This window comes from Bradyrhizobium sp. WBOS07, assembly GCF_024585165.1.
Taxonomy (GTDB): Bacteria; Pseudomonadota; Alphaproteobacteria; order Rhizobiales; family Xanthobacteraceae; genus Bradyrhizobium; species Bradyrhizobium japonicum_B.
In genome coordinates this window covers 105005-125974 of the sequence record NZ_CP029008.1, presented here as the reverse complement: position 1 = coordinate 125974, position 20970 = coordinate 105005, and the positions used below count along the sequence as shown (strand labels likewise).

General features: G+C 65.7%; 14 protein-coding genes. 6 read left to right on the top strand and 8 right to left on the bottom strand.

Annotated features, from left to right (window positions below):
* The first annotated feature begins 64 nt into the window (after window positions 1–64).
* Together tcuA and tcuB are read left to right on the top strand one after the other, a co-directional pair.
* Window positions 65–1456, top strand: coding sequence for an FAD-dependent tricarballylate dehydrogenase TcuA (tcuA, locus tag DCM79_RS00560; RefSeq protein ID WP_257178044.1), 1392 nt, complete (start codon window positions 65–67; stop codon window positions 1454–1456).
* Window positions 1443–2543, top strand: a complete 1101-nt coding sequence (tcuB, locus tag DCM79_RS00555) for a tricarballylate utilization 4Fe-4S protein TcuB (protein ID WP_257178043.1) — start codon at window positions 1443–1445, stop codon at window positions 2541–2543. The genes tcuA and tcuB overlap by 14 nt, the downstream gene beginning before the upstream one ends.
* Before the next feature lie 196 nt (window positions 2544–2739).
* Here tcuB and DCM79_RS00550 read toward each other — a convergent pair whose 3' ends face one another.
* A complete protein-coding gene (locus DCM79_RS00550) occupies window positions 2740–6144 on the bottom strand; it encodes an acyl-[ACP]--phospholipid O-acyltransferase (RefSeq protein ID WP_257178042.1) in 3405 nt (1134 codons plus the stop codon).
* A gap of 669 nt (window positions 6145–6813) precedes the next feature.
* Between DCM79_RS00550 and DCM79_RS00545 the strand changes: the two genes are divergently transcribed.
* Window positions 6814–7449 carry a TetR/AcrR family transcriptional regulator gene (locus DCM79_RS00545; protein WP_257180914.1) on the top strand — a complete coding sequence of 212 codons (636 nt, stop codon included), beginning with the start codon at window positions 6814–6816 and terminating at the stop codon, window positions 7447–7449.
* Window positions 7450–7459: 10 nt separating this feature from the next.
* On the opposite strand, the gene DCM79_RS00540 is transcribed toward DCM79_RS00545, so the two are convergent.
* From DCM79_RS00540 to DCM79_RS00525, 4 genes are all read right to left on the bottom strand, one after another.
* Entirely contained in the window at window positions 7460–10105 is a 2646-nt protein-coding gene (locus DCM79_RS00540; RefSeq protein WP_257178041.1) for an autotransporter domain-containing protein, read from the bottom strand.
* Window positions 10106–10400: 295 nt separating this feature from the next.
* Window positions 10401–11714, bottom strand: a complete 1314-nt coding sequence (locus tag DCM79_RS00535; protein ID WP_257178040.1) for a GGDEF domain-containing protein — start codon at window positions 11712–11714, stop codon at window positions 10401–10403.
* A gap of 231 nt (window positions 11715–11945) precedes the next feature.
* Window positions 11946–13250 (bottom strand): nicotinate phosphoribosyltransferase, encoded by a 1305-nt coding sequence (pncB, locus tag DCM79_RS00530; RefSeq protein ID WP_257178039.1) that lies wholly within the window; start codon window positions 13248–13250, stop codon window positions 11946–11948.
* Between the two features lie 89 nt (window positions 13251–13339).
* Window positions 13340–14260, bottom strand: a complete 921-nt coding sequence (locus DCM79_RS00525; RefSeq protein WP_257178038.1) for a LysR family transcriptional regulator — start codon at window positions 14258–14260, stop codon at window positions 13340–13342.
* Window positions 14261–14359: 99 nt separating this feature from the next.
* Between DCM79_RS00525 and pcaH the strand changes: the two genes are divergently transcribed.
* Together pcaH and pcaG are read left to right on the top strand one after the other, a co-directional pair.
* Window positions 14360–15148, top strand: a complete 789-nt coding sequence (gene pcaH / locus DCM79_RS00520) for a protocatechuate 3,4-dioxygenase subunit beta (RefSeq protein ID WP_257178037.1) — start codon at window positions 14360–14362, stop codon at window positions 15146–15148.
* Between the two features lie 16 nt (window positions 15149–15164).
* Entirely contained in the window at window positions 15165–15791 is a 627-nt protein-coding gene (gene pcaG / locus DCM79_RS00515) for a protocatechuate 3,4-dioxygenase subunit alpha (protein WP_257178036.1), read from the top strand.
* Window positions 15792–15795: 4 nt separating this feature from the next.
* Here the strand turns inward: pcaG and DCM79_RS00510 are convergent, their stop codons facing one another.
* Complete coding sequence (locus DCM79_RS00510) at window positions 15796–16695, bottom strand: helix-turn-helix domain-containing protein (RefSeq protein WP_257178035.1); 900 nt, start codon at window positions 16693–16695, stop codon at window positions 15796–15798.
* Window positions 16696–16745: 50 nt separating this feature from the next.
* Between DCM79_RS00510 and pobA the strand changes: the two genes are divergently transcribed.
* Window positions 16746–17918, top strand: a complete 1173-nt coding sequence (gene pobA, locus DCM79_RS00505; RefSeq protein ID WP_257178034.1) for a 4-hydroxybenzoate 3-monooxygenase — start codon at window positions 16746–16748, stop codon at window positions 17916–17918.
* Window positions 17919–17962: 44 nt separating this feature from the next.
* On the opposite strand, the gene DCM79_RS00500 is transcribed toward pobA, so the two are convergent.
* Together DCM79_RS00500 and DCM79_RS00495 are read right to left on the bottom strand one after the other, a co-directional pair.
* Window positions 17963–20113: an adenylate/guanylate cyclase domain-containing protein gene (locus DCM79_RS00500; RefSeq protein ID WP_257178033.1), complete on the bottom strand. Its 2151-nt coding sequence runs from the start codon at window positions 20111–20113 to the stop codon at window positions 17963–17965.
* A gap of 33 nt (window positions 20114–20146) precedes the next feature.
* Window positions 20147–20815: a hypothetical protein gene (locus DCM79_RS00495; RefSeq protein WP_257178032.1), complete on the bottom strand. Its 669-nt coding sequence runs from the start codon at window positions 20813–20815 to the stop codon at window positions 20147–20149.
* Window positions 20816–20970: the final 155 nt, after the last annotated feature.

Here is a 20970-nt window from a genome sequence, read left to right as displayed (position 1 = left end):
GAAGGTCGAGCATGCCACTGACGGACGGAATTTCTCCAATCTCGCGTGCCGTCGGGCGGACCGCATGAGCAGCAGATACGACGTGCTGGTGATCGGCGGCGGCAATGCGGCGCTGTGCGCGGCGATCGCGGCGCGGCGCGGCGGCGCGTCGGTGCTGGTGCTGGAGGGGGCGCCAAAATTCTATCGCGGCGGCAATACCCGTCACACCCGCAACATGCGCTGCGCCCATGACGCCGCCACCGAGATCCTGACCGGTCCCTACACCGAGGAAGAATTCTGGGAGGACCTGCTGCGCGTCACCGGCGGGCAGACCGACGAGGCGCTGGCGCGCCACATGATCCGCGAGTCCAAGGACATCCTGGACTGGATCGTGGAGCAGGGCGTGCGCTGGCAGCCCTCGCTCGGCGGCACGCTGAGCCTCGGCCGCACCAATTCGTTCTTTCTCGGCGGCGGCCGGGCGATGCTGAACGCGCTGTATCTGACCGCCGAGCGGCTCGGCGTCGACGTCGAATACGATGCCGAGGTCACCGACCTCGTGATCGAGGACGGCATGTTTCTCGCCGCACGGCTGAAGCGGCCGGTCAGAGGCGAGACCGAGATCCGCGCCACCTCCCTGGTCGCCGCGGCCGGCGGGTTCGAGGCCAACATCGAATGGTTGAAGCAATATTGGGGCGAGGCCGCCGACAATTTCCTGATCCGCGGCACGCCCTATAATCGCGGCGCGATCCTGAAGATGCTGCTCGACAAGGGCGTGCAGGAGGTCGGCGATCCCACCCAGTGCCATGCGGTCGCGATCGATGCCCGCGCGCCGAAATTCGACGGCGGCATCATCACGCGGCACGATTCTGTCGTGTTCGGCATCGTCGTCAACAAGCACGCGCAGCGCTTTTACGACGAAGGCGAGGACATCTGGCCGAAGCGCTACGCGATCTGGGGCCGGCTGGTGGCGGCGCAGCCCGACCAGATCGCCTACATCATCTTCGATTCCACCGTCGTCACCAGCTTCATGCCGACGTTGTTCCCGCCGATCGCCGGCCAGACGGTGGCCGAGCTCGCCGGCAAGCTCGAGCTCGATCCGGCCGCGCTGGAGAAGACCGTGACCGAGTTCAACGCCGCGGTGCGGCCAGGAACGTTCGACCACACCATTCTGGACGATTGCGTGACCGAGGGCATCACGCCGCCCAAGACGCATTGGGCGCGCAAGATCGAGACGCCGCCTTTTCTCGCCTATCCGGTGCGGCCCGGCATCACTTTCACCTATCTCGGCACGCGCGTGAACAAGGAGGCGCGGATGCTGATGAAGGGCGGCAAGCCGTCAGGCAACATGTTCGCGGCCGGCGAGATCATGGCCGGCAACGTGCTCGGCAAGGGTTACGCCGCCGGCATGGGCATGACCATCGGCAGCGTGTTTGGACGGATCGCGGGACGGGAAGCGGCGAAACATGCACGGAACTAGAATTCTCGACGAAGCCGACCGCCTGATGACGGTCTGCAATTCCTGCCGCTATTGCGAGGGCCTGTGCGCGGTGTTTCCGGCGATGGAGATGCGCCGCGCCTTCTCCGACGGCGACCTCAACTATCTCGCCAATCTCTGCCATTCCTGCGGCGCCTGCTATGTCGACTGCCAGTTCTCGCCGCCGCACGAATTCAACGTCAATGTCCCCAAGACGCTGGCGGTCGCGCGCGCGGAATCCTATGCGGCCTATGCCTGGCCTCAGGCGCTGTCCGGTGCCTTCGCGCGCAACGGTCTCATCATCAGCGTCATCGCTGCGCTCAGCATGGCGGCGTTCATCCTTGGCTTTGCCGCCCTCAACGATCGCAGCGTGCTGTTCGGCGTGCACACCGGTCCCGGCGCCTTCTACAAGCTGATGCCGCACAACGCGATGGTCGCCCTGTTCGGCGCTGCCTTTCTCTATGCCGTTCTCGCGCTTGTCATGAGCGTGCGCGCCTTCTGGCGCGACATCGGCCCGCCCATTGACGGCCGCGCCGATGGCGGCTCGATCTTCCAGGCGATCCGCGATGCCGGCGAGCTGCGCTATCTCCATGGCGGCGGCGTCGGCTGCTACAACGAGGACGACAAGCCGACCGACCGGCGCAGGCTGTATCACCACCTGACGTTCTACGGCTTCATCCTGTGCTTCGCCGCGACGTCGGTGGCGACGCTGTATCATTATCTGCTCGGCCGCGAGGCGCCGTATCCGTGGTGGGACCTGCCCGTCGTGCTCGGCACGCTGGGCGGCATCGGCCTCATCGTCGGGCCGATCGGTCTGTTCGCGGCCAAGATGCGGCGCGATCCGGCGCTGCTCGACGAGCTCAGCTACGGCATGGATGTCGGCTTCATCGCCATGCTGTTCCTGACCGGCCTCACGGGCATGTTGCTGCTCGTCCTGCGGGAGACCGCCGCGATGGGGCCGCTGCTCGCGCTGCATCTCGGCGCGGTGTTCGCGCTGTTCATCACCATGCCCTACGGCAAGTTCGTGCACGGCATCTATCGCTTCGCGGCCCTGGTGCGCTATGCGCAGGAACGGCGGACGGCGGCGTGACCGGCGTGACGGATGAGGCGGGGTCGGCTCAACGATGAAAGTGCGCTCCTTCCCCCGCTTGCGGGGGAGAGGGTGTCTCCGCGCAGGGATTATTGAGAATAATTGAGGACGCCCCTGCGCGGCGAGAGCCCTCACCCGCCGCGCTCTGCGAGCGCGTCGGCCTCTCCCGCAAGCGGGAGAGGCGGACGAGCCGCGGCTACGCCACCTCGCGCTCCGGCGCCGAGGCCTGCTCGCGGGCCATCGTCGTCGCGGTGACGTAGTCGGTCTTGCCGGTGCCGAGCAGCGGCACCTTGTCGACCACCATGATCGCCGCGGGCACGGTCAGCTCGGAGGCGCCGATCGCCTTGGCCTGGGCCTGCATCGCGCTGCGCTCGGCGGTCTTCTCCGTGGTCAGCAGCACGATGCGCTCGCCCTTGCGCGGATCGGGGATCGACACCGCGACCGACGCGGCCTGCGGCCACAGCGCCGCTGCGATGGATTCGACCGCGGACAGCGAGACCATCTCGCCCGCGATCTTGGCAAAGCGCTTGGCGCGGCCCTTGATGGTGATGAAGCCGGCGGCGTCGATCGAAACGATGTCGCCGGTGTCGTGCCAGCCCTCGGGCAGCTTTTCGAGCACGCCGGGATTTTCGGCCCTGAGATAGCCGAGCATCACGTTCGGGCCGCGCACCGAGAGGCGGCCGCCTTCCTCGATGCCGGGGACCGGATCGAGGCGGCATTCCATCAGCGGCGAGAGGCGGCCGACGGTGCCGGGACGGTTGGCCATCGGCGTGTTCATCGCGAGCACCGGCGCCGTCTCGGTGACGCCGTAGCCTTCGAGGATGCGGATGCCGTAGCGCTCCATGAACACCTGGCGCGTGCGGTCCTTGACCGCTTCGGCGCCGGCGATCACGAGGCGCAGGGTGCGAAAGTCGTAAGCGTGCGCCGAGCGGGCGTAGCCGGTGAGGAACGTGTCGGTGCCGAACAGGATGGTGGCGCCGGTCTGATAGATCAGCTCGGGCACGATGCGGTAGTGCAGCGGCGAAGGGTACATGTAGATCGGAATGCCGGCCAGCATCGGCATCATCATTCCGCCGGTGAGCCCGAACGAGTGGAACACCGGCAGCACGTTGAACACCTTGTCGTTGGCGTTGGCATCGACCCGCGCGAGCGCCTGCGCCGCGTTGGCGAGGATGTTGCGGTGGGACAGCACCACGCCCTTCGGCGTGCCTTCCGAGCCCGAGGTGAACAGCACCACGGCGGGATCGTTGGCCTGGCGGGCGACGCGGGGCTTGGTGCCGGCGAGCAGGCCCTTGATCTTGTCGGCCGCGCCGATCGAGGCGCGAACGTCCTCGAGATAAACGACGCGCGCCTCTGCGGAGATCGCGGTCATCAGCTTGTCGAGCTTGCCCTTCTCGATGAAGGCCTTCGACGTCAGCACGGTCCTGACCTGCGCGGCCTTCATGGCGGCGAGCACGTTGACCGGGCCGGCCGAAAAGTTGAGCATCGCCGGCACCCGGCCGCTGTTTTGCAGCGCCATGAAGACAACGGCGACGCCGGCCGAATTCGGCAGCAGCACGCCGACATTCTCGCCGACGCTGGTGCCGTTCTCCAGCTTGCGGCTCAGGACCTGCGCGCCGAGGATCAGCTTGCGATAGGTCAGCTTGGAGCCGAGAGCATCCTCGATGATGACCTTGCCGGTATCGCGATCGCGATAGGCGTGTCCGAGCGCCTCGAACAGCGAGTGATCGAGCATGGCGTTCTTGACCAGGGCGTCGATCATCACGTCCTGGAGCGCGGCGCCGGCGGCATTGCGGCGCGCCTTGCCTTTGAGCGCTTCATCGACCGGGAGCTTGACCGGCGGCAGGATGGTGACCGTCACGCGCGGAAACCACGACCGCTTGATCTGGCTAGAGGTGAGATAGCTGAGATATGAACGCTGCGCGCCTTCGATGCGAACCGGCACGACCACGGCGTCGGCCTTGTCCGCGATCATCGCGGTGCCGTCATAGACCTTCATCAGCGATCCGGAGACGGTAATGCGTCCTTCCGGGAAGATCACCACGGGCTCGCCCGCGGCAACGAGCTTGATCAGGTCGCGCGCAGCCAGCGGCTTGGTCGGATCCATGGTGTAGTGCTTGACGACGCGCAGGAACGGCTTGGCCCACCACGCCTTGGCGATGCCGGTGTCGACCGCGAAGCTGGCGTCGATCGGCAGCACGGCGTGCAGCAGCGGGCCGTCGACCAGGCTGACGTGGTTGGGCGCGATCAGCATGCGCGTGCCCGGAGGCGGCAGGTTTTCCAGCCCGCGCACCTCCGTGCGGAATAGCGCGCGGAACAAGAGGCCGCCAGCATCGCGCACGCCTTCCTTGCCCCACTTGGTCAGCACGAACCAGACCGCGCCGAAGCTGGCGAGCCCGAGGCCGAAGAAGATCCAGCCGATATGGAGGCCGGCCGCCTGCAGCAGCGCGACGAACAGCGAGCCGACCACCATGAAGGCAGCCTGCAGCACGTTGCCGGCGGCGATGATGCGGGCGCGTTCGGAAGGTTGCGACCAGGCCTGGACCGCGGCGAAGGAGGGAACGACGAACAGGCCGCCGCCGAATGCGAAGGCGACGAAGTCGGCCAGCATGCGCAGGCCGGCGAACGAGGTCGCAAAGCCGAGCGCGGTGATGTCCTGCCCCTTGGCGGTGACGCCGATGGCCCAGGCTAGATCGAGACCGGCGAAGCCCATGATGATGGCCCCGATCGGCACCAGCGCCAGGTTCGGGCGGACGTGGCTGAGGCTTGCGGCAAACAGCGAGCCGATGGCGATGCCGATCGCGAAGATGGCAAGACACAGCGTCACCACGCCTTCGGTGCCGCCGACGACATCCTTGATCAGCGCGGGCAGCAGCGACAGCACGATGGCGCCGACCAGCCAGAACCAGGACACGATCACGGTGCCGTCCCACAAACGATGGTCGGCGTGCAAGGTCCTGAGCAGGCTGACCGTCGAGGTCCAGGGGTTGGCATCGACGGGGAGGTCGGGCGCGGAGGGCGTCGTCTGCGGAATGCGAGCGGCGATCGCCCAGGACAGCAGCGCCAGCGCGACCACGGCGGAGGCGACCCAGCCCATATGCGCGGAGCCGGCCACGAACTGGCCGCCGGCGACGGTGCCGAGCAGGATAGCCATGAAGGTCGCGCCTTCGACCAGCGCGTTACCGGTTGCGAGCTCGCCGAGCTCGAGCTGGTCCGGCAGCATGGCGTATTTCACGGGACCGAACAGCGCGGCGATGGTGCCGAACAGCGCCAGCGCTGCGAACAGCAGCGGCACCGAATGCAGGAAGAAGCCGGCGGCGGCAAAACAGGCTGCGAAGATCTCGACGAATTTGAGCCGCCTTGCGACGACGGATTTGACGTATTTGTCGGCGAGTTGGCCGCCGAGCCCGGACAGGATGAAATAGGGGAAGATGAAGACGGCGCCCGCCACCGTCACCAGCGCATCGCCGTGGCCGGTTGCGGCGCTGTAAAGCAGAATGATGACGAGTGCGTTCTTGAGCACGTTGTCATTGAGCGCCGAGAAGAATTGCGCCCAGAACAGCGGCGCAAAGCGGCGTGACGACATCAATTCCCTGATCATGACTAGTCCTGTCTTGGAAAGGCAGCCTGAGGTTGTTACCGGTGAGGTGTCACGACCGGAAGCGTATCGGGCCGACGAGTGCAGGGGACGAAGTTGCCTGCCTGCTCTGTCCCGTCCGTCCTTCCGATCCTGTTGGTCTCCAAATGGTCTCGTTAGGTTCGCAACTATCTGGTCGTGGCCGCGCCACCACCGACGGACGAGCCGCGCTGACCCGGGTCCAGGCGATGAGAAAACCTGAACCGCTTCACGAAGGTAAGCGAGATCGACCGCGAATGTCCGGTCATGGTGAGTCCTTCGTTGCAACCAGGTCCGGGATTCGGGCCGAACTTGAGGGGCGCGACTGCATTCGCCTCAGGTGAGATGGGAGAGGTGGCGAAAGGGCGAGAAGCGGCCGAGAACGCTAAACCTGCGTCCTTCGGAGCGTGCACAGTCGCGGCTGGCGCGCCACATCCGGAAGGCGGCCCGACGTTCGGCGAGCACGCCGGCGACGTCGCAGGCGTTGGCGATGCGATTGATCGGCGCCGTGGCGAACCGCAGCAGGGCTCGGCCAAAGCCGGTCACGAGAGCGGCGGCGTCATCGACGAAAGTCGTGGCGATATCAACAGCGAGGGTTTGCATTTTGCAGGTCTCCAGGTTAAATTGAACAATGTTCACATGAGTAGCTTGAAAATGAACAATGTTCAAGAAAAATCGCCGCGAGACCGGAAAAAAAGTCGACGGCGGCTCCAGATCCTGGAGATCGCGCGCGGCATTATCGCCACTAAGGGATTGAGATCATTAAAGGTTCGGGACGTCGCGGAGGCCGCCGGCTGTTCCGTCGGCAGCGTCTATAACGAGTTCGGCGACTTCGACGGCGTGATTCTGACCGTCAATCGGGAGACGGTTCAGGCCCTCACGGCCCGGCTTCGCGGCGTTCCCGCCGATGACCCCGTGCGCCAGCTCTACGGACTTGCCGCGACCTATCTCGACTTCTTTGCCGGGCACGCCAACCTGCTGCGCTCGCTGTTCGAGCACCGGATGGAGGATGACCGCCCCTATCCCGACGACATCCTGCAGATGGTCATGGACGCCTTCGCGTTGATGCATGCACCCCTGGTGCGGCTGCTGCCGGATGCGGATGACGTGAAGATCGCGCTGCTGTCGCGCACGCTGTTCTCCGCCGTGCACGGCATCATCTCGCTCGGTCTCGAGGAGCGCATGGTGGCCGTGCCGCCCCAGATGCTGCGCCAGCAGGTCGACCAGTTCATCGACGTGCATCTCGCCGGCCTCGGGATTCTGCCGGTGGGCGCACCGCCATCTCGATGAGGGATCGCCGTTACCAGGCGTATCGAAGGCTCGCAGTGCCGGAATATGTGGTGCTGCGGGCCGCGAACTCGCCGTCGAACTTGGCAGACAGGGAAACACCGTTCGAAAACTTCAGCTCGGCGCCGGCAGATGCGAGCGCGGCGTCCTTCGCCGGCGTCGCACCATTGACGATGAAGCTCGCGGCGGGGAGCCCCTGGAACGCGGCGAGGAGTGCCGGATCGCTGACCCAATCATGCGCCCAGGCCGCGCGGCCGCGCAACGTCAGGACCGCATTCGGTGCGATCAGTGCCGCCCGATCGAAGCGTGCGCCGAGCTCGCTCCTGGTGTGAGAGGCGGTACGGCCCTGATACGTCAGCCCAAGACCGCCGCCCGCCAGATCAGCCTCGGTGTAAGTCGGCGTGTGAAACGCCTGCGCCTGTGCCGCTGCGTAGGGCGTGAAGCCGCCGATCGGCGTCGCGAAGCGATAGCCGCCCTCGATGCGGCCGCCGAAGGTCTGCGCGTTGAATTTCGCGGTGAGCTGATTGCTGAACGGCGCGAGGCGGTCTGTCGACATCCAGTGGTTGGCCACGGCGAGCGAGGCGGCGAAATAGGCCGAGCCGGTACGCAACGCGGTATAGACGCCGGCCTGCAGCGCATCGCTCTTGCCGCCGCCCAGCGCCTGCGCCAGATCCCATTTGGTGCCGCCGCCGGAGAGCGCAAAGCCGACGATCGCGTCACGGCTGACATGATAGTCGGCTCCGGCCGCGACGCCGCCCGCGCGTGCGCTGAGGTCGTGGCTGCCGATCACGACGGGATCGCCGCCGGTGCGGTTGGCGCCGCCGAACGCCGTTCCCCAGGCGGTCCAGCGCTCCGCAAAGGTCGGCGCGGCCGGTGCGCCCAAGACCTTGTTGTAGGCCAGCGCAATATCATGGGGAAACGCGGCGCGCTCGGGGTTGAAGCCGAGCACGGTGTCGCCTGTGGCGCTGCCCAAGGTCCCGCGTCCGCTGACGAATGGATCGAGCATGAGGCCGAGGAACTGGCCCGTGAACTGGAAAGCGCCCTGCTGGGCTGCCGTGGCGGCTTCCCCCGAAAGTTGGTCCATGCTGGTGCGCAGCTGGGCATCGCTCTGGCCGGCGAACGATGCGAGGAAGGGCAGGTTGGGGCCGAACGCACTCAATGCGCCGGCCACCGCCTTCTGGTTCTGCGTTTGGGCGACGGATTGGAAGACAACCGTGTTGTAATTGAGCGTCAGGAATACGGAGAACCCGTCGTAGCTAAGGGTGGGGGTGAAGAACTGCGGGTTGTATCCGCTCAGCGTGACGTTTGCGAAGGATCCGGTGATACCGCTCGTCGTGCTGAGGATCGTGTATTGCGTCGAAGGCGCGTAGGCGCCCGCAAGCGTGGTAACTGCGACGGTGCCACCGTTCAACGTGGCGCCCACGGCGGAAATCTTGTCGGATTGACCGGCCGCGTTGACGGAGATCGCGTAGGCCGACCCGGCGTTGAATGTGGCGTTGCCGTACGCCGTGAGCAAACCAAAGCCGCCGGGCGCGACCCTGCCGCCCGACAGCACGGTGAGATCGCCGATCGCACCGTCTCCCCCGATCGTGCCGCCGCTGCTGACCGTCGTCGCAACATTGGACATTGCGCCGCTGACGACGAGGATGCCGGCCTGGACATTCATCGTCGCCGTATCCGTCGTCGAGCCCGTCAATGTCCAGGTGGAGCTGCCGGTCTTTTCCAGCGCTTCGAACTCCCGGAACTGCTGGGCCGCACCGAATGTGCCGAGATCAAAAGAGCTATCGGCTGTCCCGCCGAACCGCAGCGTGTCCGTTCCGTTACCGCCGAGGACCGCGCCCGTGATGTTCGATCCGGCATGCAGCGCGAAGACGTCGTGGCCGTCCTTGAGGTCCACGGCCGTGCTGGCGCCGGTCATGATCGTGCCGGAGTTGATGACGGAATCCTGATTGGCCGAGCCGAGGATCGCGGCGCCGGAAGCACTCGAAATCGTCCCCGCGTTGTCGATGGTATTGCCGGCGCCCGCGCCGTTGAGATCGATAGCGCCGACATTGCTGGATTGGACCACCCCGCCCAGCAGGATGTTGACCTGGTTGCTTGCCGCTCCAGTGCCGATCCCAATGCCGCTCGTTAAGGGCGCGGCGCTCCCGACCGTTCCCCCGATGACGACGATGTTGTTGCTGGAATTGGACAGGGCGAGTCCCGACGCTCCGACGGACGACGACCCGACGACGGCACCCGCATCTATCGCGATGACGTTGTTGTTGCTGCCGCTGACCAATGCAATGCCGTCGCTGTTGGCGGACGTGATCGACGCGTTGCCGGAAACATTGATCGCGCCATTGGATGCGGCTTCGAAGATGACGCCCGCAAAGGCGGGATCGTTCACGGACGTCGCGGTGCCGTCGCCGATGTTGGCGGTGACGCCGCTGACCCCCGGTGCCGTCTTGACGAGGGTGTTTCCCGCCCCGGTGCAGGTGATCGAATCGCCCGATTGAAGCGCCGTCTGCGAACCGCCACCGGTGATCACGCAGGCCGCTACTGCCGGCGCGGTCAACCAGGGCAGTGTGGCGCCTGCGGCAAGGGCACTGATCGCGGTGCTCAAGAGGAGCGCGCGTCGCGGGCGCGTGGTTGCAGCGCTGACATGCGGCGAGGTCATCCGATCATTCCAAGACAAAGCAAACTCCGTTCACAATGCGGCCCGGACGGAATCCGGCGGCAACGCGGGGCAGCTGCAATGCTTAGTGATGGAGGCCTCGGCCTTCTTGGACCGGCGCGCAAGGCGAAGTGTCGGAATGCGAAAGACGCAACGTTTTCGGGAATGATGTGGCCGGGGGACCACAACCGGGTCGTTGCGGCCTTGGCGCCTTACGCACAAACTGCTCAGGAGGCAGTTTATGCCTGGAGCGCGGCTGGTCCTCGTGGCCGGAGCGGAAGCGGCTCGCAGGCGGCGATCAGCCTCGCCCCGCCACGGCCTCGCGCGGCCGGGCTGCAACGAGCACGACGTCGGGTCTCCCGCCGTCGACCTGGACCCGGTTGCGTCCCTTCTCCTTGGCGCGATAGCAGGCGGCATCCGCGCGCCGCATCGCGTCCTCGAGCGTGGTGGTGCTGTCGGCGATGCAGGCGACGCCGATGCTGGCGGTCACCGCAAAGCAGCGATCGTCCCAGGCGAAGGTGAACATCTCGATCGATCGCCGCAGCCGTTCGGCGGTATCGACCGCGTCGTAAGGCGAGCACTGCGGCAGGATGAGGCCGAACTCGTCGCCGCCCAGGCGCGCCACCAAATCGTGCGGACGCCGGTCCTGTTGCAGCAGACGCGCGACCTGGCAGAGCAGGCGATCGCCGGCAAGATGCCCGCAGCTGTCGTTGACATTCTTGAACTGGTCGAGGTCGAGCAGGATCAGGCTGAGCGAACCCGCTGCCGCAGCGTCCAGCTCGCCCTGCAGTCGCGCCTCGAAGGCGCGGCGGTTGGACAGGCCGGTCAGCCAGTCGTGCGAAGCCAGGAAGGCCAGACGTTCCTTCTCGGCATGCAATGCGTTCTCGAACGCCTGTCGTTGCAGCACCAATCGTCTGGTGTGCCAGATCAGCAGCAGGGCGAGCACGGCGGCGGTGACGATGTTGATGCCGGTCAGCGTCAGCTTGATGGCGCGGGAGCCTTCACCGAGGACGGCCGAGAACCGCTTGGCATGCACCGTGAACTGGGTGTTGAGCTCGGAGAGCCGCGACGACAGGGCTTGCACGCGGCTTGCGTCCTGAAGAGGACCGTTCTGCCACTCGGACCGAATGACCTCGCCGAAGACGCTCAGCTCCAGCAGCATGGGATCGGTGGCTCTCCACTCCCGGATCGCTTCCTGGAGGAAGCTGACGCGGTTGAAGTAGCGAAACAGCCAGATCAATCCCGGGACGTCATCGGGATGGTTGCCGCCTTGCAGGAAGCCGATGCGGGCCGCCTCGACGTCGACCGGATCGCGCTCAAGCGCCCAGCGCGCGAACTCGTCGCCGATGGGGACGGCGAGCGAGGCCTGGTACTGCGCGAATTGGCTGGGCTCGCCGGAATGCAGATAGAGATTGAGGAAATAGACGGCGTTCTTCTGCGAACGCGACCAGAATGCTTCGCCTGCGACATAGGCGCGAACCGACGACATCACCTCCAGGCTGAATCCCGCGATCGCCGCCTGGAGCACGACGACCATCACGAAAGGCGAGACAAGCTTGATGACGTGAAGGAAGCTACGCCTCTTCATCGACGTCGCTGTTCTGCGAAACACCCTGGCGTTCCCCGAATCGCGCGCTGCCCCTAACGGAGCGCCGCGCCTGCAATGCGAAGTAGAAGCGATGGTTGCTTAACTCGGCCTGAAAGGGGCGGAGGACTGCGTCGCAGGGTAAAGGCGTCGTGAAATGATCGCCTGCAGATTGCGTCAAATGCCGTCAAATCGCCCGACCGAATTGTCGGATTCGTCGTGTGCGCCCTGCTTGGGCGAGGACGGACGTGTCCCGGGCTACACCAGCACCGGCTTGCGCACGCGCCCGGCGTCGCCGAACACGCGCAGGTACCGCTCGATCTCCGAGGGGATGCCGGTCGCCTTCTCCGGATTATCGGAGAGCTTGACGGCGGGATGGCCGTCGACCGACGACACCTTGCAGACCAGCGAGATCGGATCGAGGTTGAACGAGCCGTCCGGCGTGCAGCCGACGAAGTCGTTGGTGAGGTTGGTGCCCCAGCCGAAGGAGAGCCGCACCCGGCCGGCAAAGTGGTGATAGGTCTCCTCGATCGAGCCGACATCCATCGCGTCGGAGAAAACGAGCAGCTTGTCCTTGGGGTTGCGGCCCTTCTTCTCCCACCACGCGACGATTTCCTCGCCGGCCTGAATCGGCGGCGCGCTGTCGGGCCGGAAGCCAGTCCAGTCGGCGACCCATTCCGGCGCATCGCGCAGGAAGGCCTTGGTGCCGAAGGCATCGGGCAGTGCGATCAGGAGGTTGCCGCCATAGGTCTGGCGCCACTGGTCGAGGATGCGATAGGGCGCCCAGCGCAATTCCTCGTCGTCCTTGGCGAGCGCGGCCGCGACCATCGGCAGCTCATGCGCATTGGTGCCGATCGCCTCGAGGTCGTTGTCCATCGCCAGCAGCACGTTGGACGTCCCGATGAAGGACGAGCCGAGGCCCTCCTTCACCGCCTCGACGCACCAGCGCTGCCAGAGGAAGCCGTGACGGCGGCGGGTGCCGAAGTCGGACAGGCGCAGGTTTTCCAGTTTGCGAAGACGCTCCACCTTGGTCCAGAGCTTGGCCTTGGCGCGGGCATAGAGCACGTCGAGCTCGAAGCGGCCGCGGCCCTTGATCGCCGCACGGGAGCGCAGCTCGTTGAGGATGGCGAGCGCCGGGATCTCCCACATCGTGGTGTGGGTCCACGGCCCGTGGAAATGCAGCTCGTACTGGCCCTCGACCTTGCGCAGCTCGTATTCGGGCAGGCGGAATTCGGCCAGCCAGCGGATGAAGTCCGCCGAGAACATGTGGGTCTTGCCGTAGAAGGTGTTGCCGGCGAGCCAGATCAGCTCCTTCTTGGTGAAGCGGATGGTGCGGGCATGATCGAGCTGGGCGCGCAGCTCGCTCTCGTCGATGATCTCGGCGAGCCGCACATGGCGCGAGCGGTTGATGACCGAGAAGGTCACCTGCTGACTCGGGTAGGTCTCCCGAATCATTTGCAACATCAATAGCTTGTAGAAATCGGTATCAAGCAGGCTGCGGATGATGGGATCCAGCCGCCAGCTGTGATTGTAGGTCCGGCTCGCAATGTCGGTCACTGTCATAAACCAATTCTAGCGTGGCGGCCCGCGCGCAACCAGTGGAATTGGCCAGAGCTGGTCTTCCGAAAGACGGTATCGTTATCACGGCTTGATCACGCCTTGGCGGCCGTCGCTGCCACGGTCTCAAGCTGGTTCCTGACCCAGCGATGGGCCGGGTCCTTCTGATAGCGCTGGTGCCAGACCATGAACATCGGCAGCTCGGCCAGCGTCCGCGTGCGGGACGCCAGCGGAATCCGCGTTTGCGCGAAATCGCGCATGATCCCGGACGCCAGCAGGCTCGGCATGCTCGCCAGCATCTGCGAGCCGCGCAGGAACGACGGCACGCCGGAGAAGCTCGGCACCGAGATCGCGATGTCGCGATGAAGACCGTTGGCCGCCAGCCGGCGGTCGAAGTCGAGCCGCTCATTGTCGGTATAGACGACCGTGATGTGGCGCGCCGCGAGATAGGCGCCGCGGCCGGCCGGCGCGGTGCGCATCCTGGGATCGAAGTAGCAGACGTAATGATCGCTCAAGAGGCGCTTCTGCACGATGTCGATACCGGACGGCGGCAGCGGCGTGATCAGGACGTCGCAGCGGTTTTCGCGCAGCATCGCGGGCGAGGGCGACTGCGAAGGGATCACGCGCAGGCTCAGGTCCTTCACCTGTGCGGCGACATGAGCGAAGAACCGCGGCAGCAGCAGATCGCGCTGGAAGTCATTGGCGGCGATCGTCAGCGACAACTGCGCGCGGGCCGGCTCGAACGTGACGCCACCGGCAAAGCTCCGCATCTCGTCGATCAGCGCCCGCGCCTTGGCGGCGAGGGCCTGCGCATGCGCGGTGGCGACGATGCCGCGGCCGGATTTCGCGAACAGCGGATCGCCTGCGATCCGCCGCAGCTTGTTCAGCCCGTGGCTGACCGCAGATTGGGTCAGGCCGAGCCGGGTTGCCGCCGCGGTGACCGATCCCTCCTCCAGCACGGCTAGGAACAGTTCGAGCGCGTGGCCGTCGAGCGCCAAATGATCGATTTCTTTCATGCAATATATTATAATCGATCTATTTATCCGGGGAATAGACCGGGCCATGATCTCCCGATAAGCCGCGCGTCCGGACCGGGCGCCCCAGGGAGAGACACGATGAATGCCCAGGCGCCAACCTTGCGGGATGCCCGCCTCAACCGTCCCGAGCCCCTGACGCCGCCGCTCGGCGACGGCGGTTTCTTCCAGCGCGACCGATCCATCCATCCGCCGGCGCATGCGCCAGGCTACAAATCCTCGGTGCTGCGTTCGCCCCGGCAGGCGCTGCTGTCGCTGGAGGGCTCGATCTCGGAGATCACGGGGCCGGTGTTCGGCCACAACGATCTCGGTCCGCTCGACAACGACCTGATCCGCAACTACGCCAAGGACGGCGATCCGATCGGCGAGCGCATCGTCGTCCACGGCCGCGTGGTCGACGAGACCGGCCGCGGCGTGCCGAACACGCTGGTCGAGTTCTGGCAGGCCAATGCCGGCGGCCGCTACCGGCACAAGAAGGACACGTATCTGGCGCCGATCGACCCGAATTTCGGCGGCTGCGGCCGCGCGCTGACCGACGACACCGGTTACTACTACTTCCGCACCGTGAAGCCGGGGCCCTATCCCTGGCGCAACTACGTCAACTCCTGGCGTCCCGCCCACATCCATTTCTCCGTGTTCGGCTCGGGCTTCGCGCAGCGGCTGATCACGCAGATGTATTTCGAGGGCGATCCCCTGATCCCGATCTGCCCGATCCTGACGACGATTCCGGACAAGGATGCGCTCGACCGCCTGGTCGCACCGCTCGACCTCAACGCCTCGACGCCGTTCGACTCGCTCGCCTACCGCTTCGACATCGTGCTGCGCGGCCAGCGCTCCACCTATTTTGAAAACCGCACCGCGGGGAACTGAGCCAGGAAATCCAATCATGCCGCAGCCGCTCAACTATCTCAAGGAAACCGCCTCGCAGACGGCCGGACCCTACGTCCATATCGGCCTGATCCCGGCGATGGCCGGCTTCGACATCTTCGAGAAGAACTTCTCGAACGTGCTGACAACGCCGAACACGCAGGGCGAGCGCATCACGCTGGAAGGCAAGGTGCTCGACGGCACCGGCACGCCGCTGCGCGACGTGCTGCTGGAGATCTGGCAGGCCAATGCCAGCGGGCGCTACAACCATCCAGCCGATCGTTCGGCCGGCGCGCCGGATGAGGAGTTTCGCGGCTGGGGCCGCGCCGGCTCCGACTTCGAGAGCGGCCTCGTGACGTTCGAGACCATCAAGCCGGGCGCGATCGTCGACAAAGCAGGCCGGACATGCGCGCCGCACGTCAATGTCTGGATCGTCGCGCGCGGCATCAATATCGGCCTCAATACCCGGCTCTATTTCTCGGACGAGGAAGCCGCCAACGCCGCCGACCCCGTGCTCAATTTGATCGAGCAGCCGTCGCGGCGCTCGACCCTGATCGCAAAGCGCGGCGAGCGTGGCGGCAAGGTCGTGTATTCCTTCACGATCAATCTGCAGGGGCCGGAGGAGACGGTGTTCTTCGATGTGTGAGGCTTCAGGTCTCTTCGCCATGGAGCTGCGCGCGGAAGGCGCGCGGCGACACGCCCGTGGCTGCGGCATAGACGCGGCTGAAATAGGCGGGATCCTCGAAGCCGAGCGTGTAGGCGATCGTCGAGACCGGCAGATTGGTGTAGACCAGGTTCCGCCGCGCCTCGCGGATCAGGCGGTTGAGGATGAGGTGCGAGGCGGTATCGCCGGTCGCCGCCCGTGTGATCCGGTTGAGATGGGTCGGCGTCACCGCCAGCGCCTCGGCATAGTCGGCGACGCTCCAACGCTCCAGATGGTGCTGCTCCAATAGCGCCTCGAAGCGGCGGAACAAGCCGGATTCGACCGCATTGTTCACGCCGCTCTCGCTCGTGAGCGCGCGTGCCACCAGCCCGATCATGGCGGACGACAACGCGCGCAGCACATGCGCGCGGCCGAAATCGCGTGCGGCGTGCTCGGCGAAGATCTGCTTCATGATGGCGCGGATCTGCGGCGTGCCGCGCACCACGGCCGAGCGCGACAGCGCGCCGCGAAGGCCCTCGGCGGCGAGCAGCGCCTCGTCCAGAATCTCCGCGGCGATGGTCAGCACCCAGCCTTGCGTGTCGGGCACGAAGCGGAAGCCGTGGACGTGGCCGACCGGCACGTTGACGACCTGCATGGGCCTCAGCGGCACCACGCGTCCGTCCAGCGTGGCCTCGCCGCCGCCGCGCTCGATCAGTAGCACCTGGTGCAGCCGGGCGTGGCGGTGCACGGCCAGGGTCCAGTCATGCAGCACCGAGCGTGACGCGATGGTCTCGCAATGCACGACGTCGGGCAAGTCGCCGGACTCGCCGAACAGGTTGTAGATCCGGATCGCGGGCGCAGGGCCTTTCATGTTCGAATAGTACAAGACAATGACGAAACCCTCCATCGGTCCGCGGCATCAAATCTGCAAAAAAGTGCCGACGGGAGGACGAAAAAATGAAAGTTCAGGTCTGTATCATCGGCGGCGGGCCGTCCGGGCTGCTGTTGTCCCAGCTGCTGCACCTCAAGGGCATCGACACCATCGTGCTGGAGAAATACAGCCGTGATCACGTGCTCGCCCGCATCCGCGCCGGCGTGCTCGAGCATGGCTTCGCCAAGCTGATGCGCGAGGCGCAGTGCGGCGAGCGCATGGACCGCGAGGGCGAGATCCACCGCGGCTTCGAGATCGCGCATGACGGCGTGCTGTCCAAGATCGACCTGCACAAGCATTCAGGCGGCAATTCGGTGCTGGTCTACGGCCAGACCGAGCTGACGCGCGATCTCTACGAGGCGCGGGACCGTCTCGGCGGCAAGGTCGTGCACAATGCGGAAGACGTGGCGCCGCACGATCTGACGTCGGACCGGCCCTACGTGACCTATCGCTCGAACGGCGAGACGGTCCGCGTCGAGTGCGACTACGTCGTCGGCGCCGACGGCTTCCACGGCGTCAGCCGCAAGTCGATCCCGAAGGACATTCTGCGCGAATATGAAAAGGTCTATCCGTTCGGTTGGCTGGGCGTGCTGTCGCGCACCAAGCCGGTGTCGCCCGAGCTGATCTATGCCAAGCACGCACGCGGCTTTGCGCTCTGTTCGCTGCGCTCCCAGGTGCTCAGCCGCTACTACATCCAGGTGCCGCTGACCGACAAGGTGGAGGATTGGTCGGACGATGCGTTCTGGGCCGAGCTGAAGCGGCGCCTGCCGGATGAGGTGGCCGGCCGCCTGATCACGGGGCCATCGATCGAGAAGAGCATCGCGCCGCTGCGCAGCTTCGTTGCCGAGCCGATGAGCTATGGCCGGCTGTTCCTCGCCGGCGATGCCGCGCACATCGTGCCGCCGACCGGCGCGCGCGGACTGAACAGCGCCGCGTCCGACATCTACTATCTCTACCACGCTTTGCTCGCGCATTATCAGCGCGGCGATGAGTCCGGCCTCGAAGGCTATTCCGCCAAGGCGCTCGCCCGGATCTGGAAGGCGCAGCGCTTCTCGTGGTGGATGACGATGATGCTGCACCGCTTCCCCGACCGGATCGACTACGAGGATCGGCTGCAGCAGACGGAATTGGACTATCTGCTGTCGTCCGAGACCGCGCAGCGCCTGCTCGCGGAAAACTACGTGGGCCTGCCGTTTTAGAGACATTCGACTTCACCCTCCCCTGGAGGGGGAGGGTAGTGCCGCTACTTCCCCTCCAGCGTATTGACCGGAGTCCAATCCAGCGGCGGTGGGTTTGCGGTGAACGCCTGCGCGCGCTTGGCGAACAGGGCCGATGCCGGATCGGCCTCTGCCATCTGCCCAAAAACGTCGGTCGCCTTCGCGAAGTCCCGCGCGCGCCAGCAGGCGAGCCCTTCCGCATAGACGGCAGCCACCTTTGCCTGCTGGCCGCTCTCGGCGCCCGTCTCGGCCAACGGCTCGAACACCTTGATGGCCTCGCCGCGACCCAGCACCCTGATCGCATCGAGCTCGCGCCAGGCGAAGGCATCGCCGGTCTGCGCCATCGTGGTTTCCGACGCCATGATTGCCGTGCCGTAATATTTGTTGGCGCCCTCGAGCCGCGAGGCGACGTTCACGGTGTCGCTCATCACGGTGTAATTGAAGCGGCGGCGCGAGCCGATGTTGCCGACCACGGCCTCGCCGCTGTTCAGCCCGATGCGATGCGACAGGCCGCGCCCGGCGAAGGCAGGGTGATCGGCGTTGAGCTCCGCGAGCTTTTCGTGGCATTTCAGCGCGGCGCGAACGGCCTTGGTTGCGTGTGCGGGATCGTCGGCCGGCGCGCCGAACATGGCGACGATGGAATCGCCGATATATTTGTCGACGTAACCGCCGTGGCTTTCGATGATATCGGTCATGGCGGACAGATATTCGTTCATCAGCGTCACCAGCTCGCCCGGCGTCATGGTCTCGGCGATGGACGAGAAGCCGCTGAGATCGGAGAAGAACATGGTGACGTTGCGCATCTCGCCGCCGAGTGCCGGCATCTTGCCGGAGGCGACCATGGTCTCGATCACCTCGGGGGCGAGATAGAGCGCAAAGCTCTTGCGCAGGAACCGCTCGTCGCGCTCGGCCAGCACGAAGCGGTAGCCGATCATCATCGCGATCGCGGCAAGGCTCGCGAGCGCCGGTTCGGTCAGCGGCAGCGCCCGGGCGTGAACGAAGGCCGCGACGGCAATTGCGGCATAGACGGCGGTGAGCACGAACCAGACGATCACGGCGCCGCCGGGTGCGAGCGCGCAGGCCGCGCAGGCAATGATTGCCGCGAACGCGATCGTGACAACGGCCCGCATCGGAAAGCCGAGCTCGGTTACGGCGTCATGCTCCATCAGGTTCCGGACCGCCGTGGCGTGGACGAACACGCCCGCGACGTCGCTGCGGGATTTCTGCGGCGTGCTTGCCGGCGCGGGCAGGGCGCATCGCGCGGCCGGCGTGCCGTCACGACCGCCGGACAGGCGCATCGAGGTGAGCTTGCGGTCCTCGAAATTCAGCACGGTGCCGAGCAGCACGACCTTGCCGTCGAAAGCGCGGCGAAAGAAATCGCGGTCGCCCTTCTCGACGCAGGCGCGCAGGTCGACGAAGGAAAAGGTCGGGATGTCGCCTCCGAGCCCGCGGAAGTTGAGCGTCATCGTATTCGGCACCGCGCTCGGGATCGCGTAGCCGGACAAAGCGGTCGCGCCGGAAGGCGCAATCTCGGGCTTTGCGCCGGTCGCGCGCGCAGCGAGCTCGACCGCCATCGCGGGGACCGGCCGTCCCTCGATGGCGAAGCTCAGCGGCATTCGCCGGATGACGTCGTCCTGGTCGGTGTGGACGTTGAGTGCCCGGACGGTGTTGCGCACGGCCACTTGCTGGGCGCGATAGGGCACTTCCGGATGGTCGTTGCTGAGGATTTCGCCAAGCACCAATTTGCCGCTGTCTGAGATTTGCCGCAGCGCGAGCAGATAATCCCGGTCGAATCCTTTCATGCGGCCGCCAAGTGCGGTGTCGCCAAAGGGAATCTCCGATTGCTCGATCGAGTTCTTGAAGATGACGTCGAAGCCGATCACCCTGGCGCCGCCTTCGGTGATGCTGCCGAGCACGCGGCCGATCTCGCGCGTCCAGGTCTGCGTCGGCGATCCCTTGAAGGGCGCCGTCTCGTAGGTTTCATTGTCGATCGCCACGACGACGACCGGCGAATTGGCGGGATCGCGGCGGTCGCCGATGAGCTTGCCGCGCAGCGCCGTGAGGACGTCGAGCGAGAGGCCTTGCAGGACCTGAAGCGGCGGCGACGTGAAAATTGCGCCCGCGAGGAGCGCAATCAGAATCGCTGCAACGATGTCCCGCCCCCCGATCCGCCGCATCGCCCCGTCGCCAATTCCGCTTATTCGAGTCCGCTATTCGAGCCGCAACAGGCGGCCGATGATCGGGGTCGGCGATGCGGTGGCGCTGGCGTCGACCTGGAAGGTGTAACGCTTGCTGCCGAGGCTCGCGAGATAGCTGCCGCCCGGGGTCAGCGACTTTCCGGCCTTGGCGAAATCGTAAAATTTGCCGCGGGTCATGACGTCGCTCTTCAGCGGCACGCTGATCGTGGGCTCCTTGCCGTCGGTGCGCTCGATCACCAGCGTGCTGCCGGTCTTGGCCTGAATGAGCGGCGCGACGCCATAGATCGTCGGCAGCCTGGACGGGGCGGCCTTGGCATCGGACCGCACGGTCCGAAACGTGGTCGCGGCACTCTGGTTCGCTTCGCGCTCTGAGAGTCGCGCCGCCTTGGTGTCGCACGGCACCTTGGCGCGCTGCACGTCGCCGAGCTGCACGGTGCTTTGCTCGGCGCCGACCAGCACGACGCCTTCGCTGATCGTCTCGCGCAGGCAGGATTTGAGATAGCTGAGCGTAATGCTGGCCTTCGGGCCGAGCTTGATGATCTTGCCCGCCGCGACATAGTCCATGAATTCGATGCCATCGACCTTGCCTTGCACATCCTCGACGATGGCGGCAGGGGTCTCCGCCAAGGCGGGGGCCGCGACAAAGAAGGCGCCGACAGCAGCGCCGATCAGGCTTTTCATGCGAATTCTCATCCAGTTCGACCGACGGTATGGGTCCCCGTCCTGGTCCGGTGCTTAGCACTAGCGGTTCCAGGCAAGTGTGACCAGAATCACTGTTTGGTGTTGGTGCCATTCTAGCAGGAACAGGTTCAAGCCGGCGACCGGAGAAACCAGAG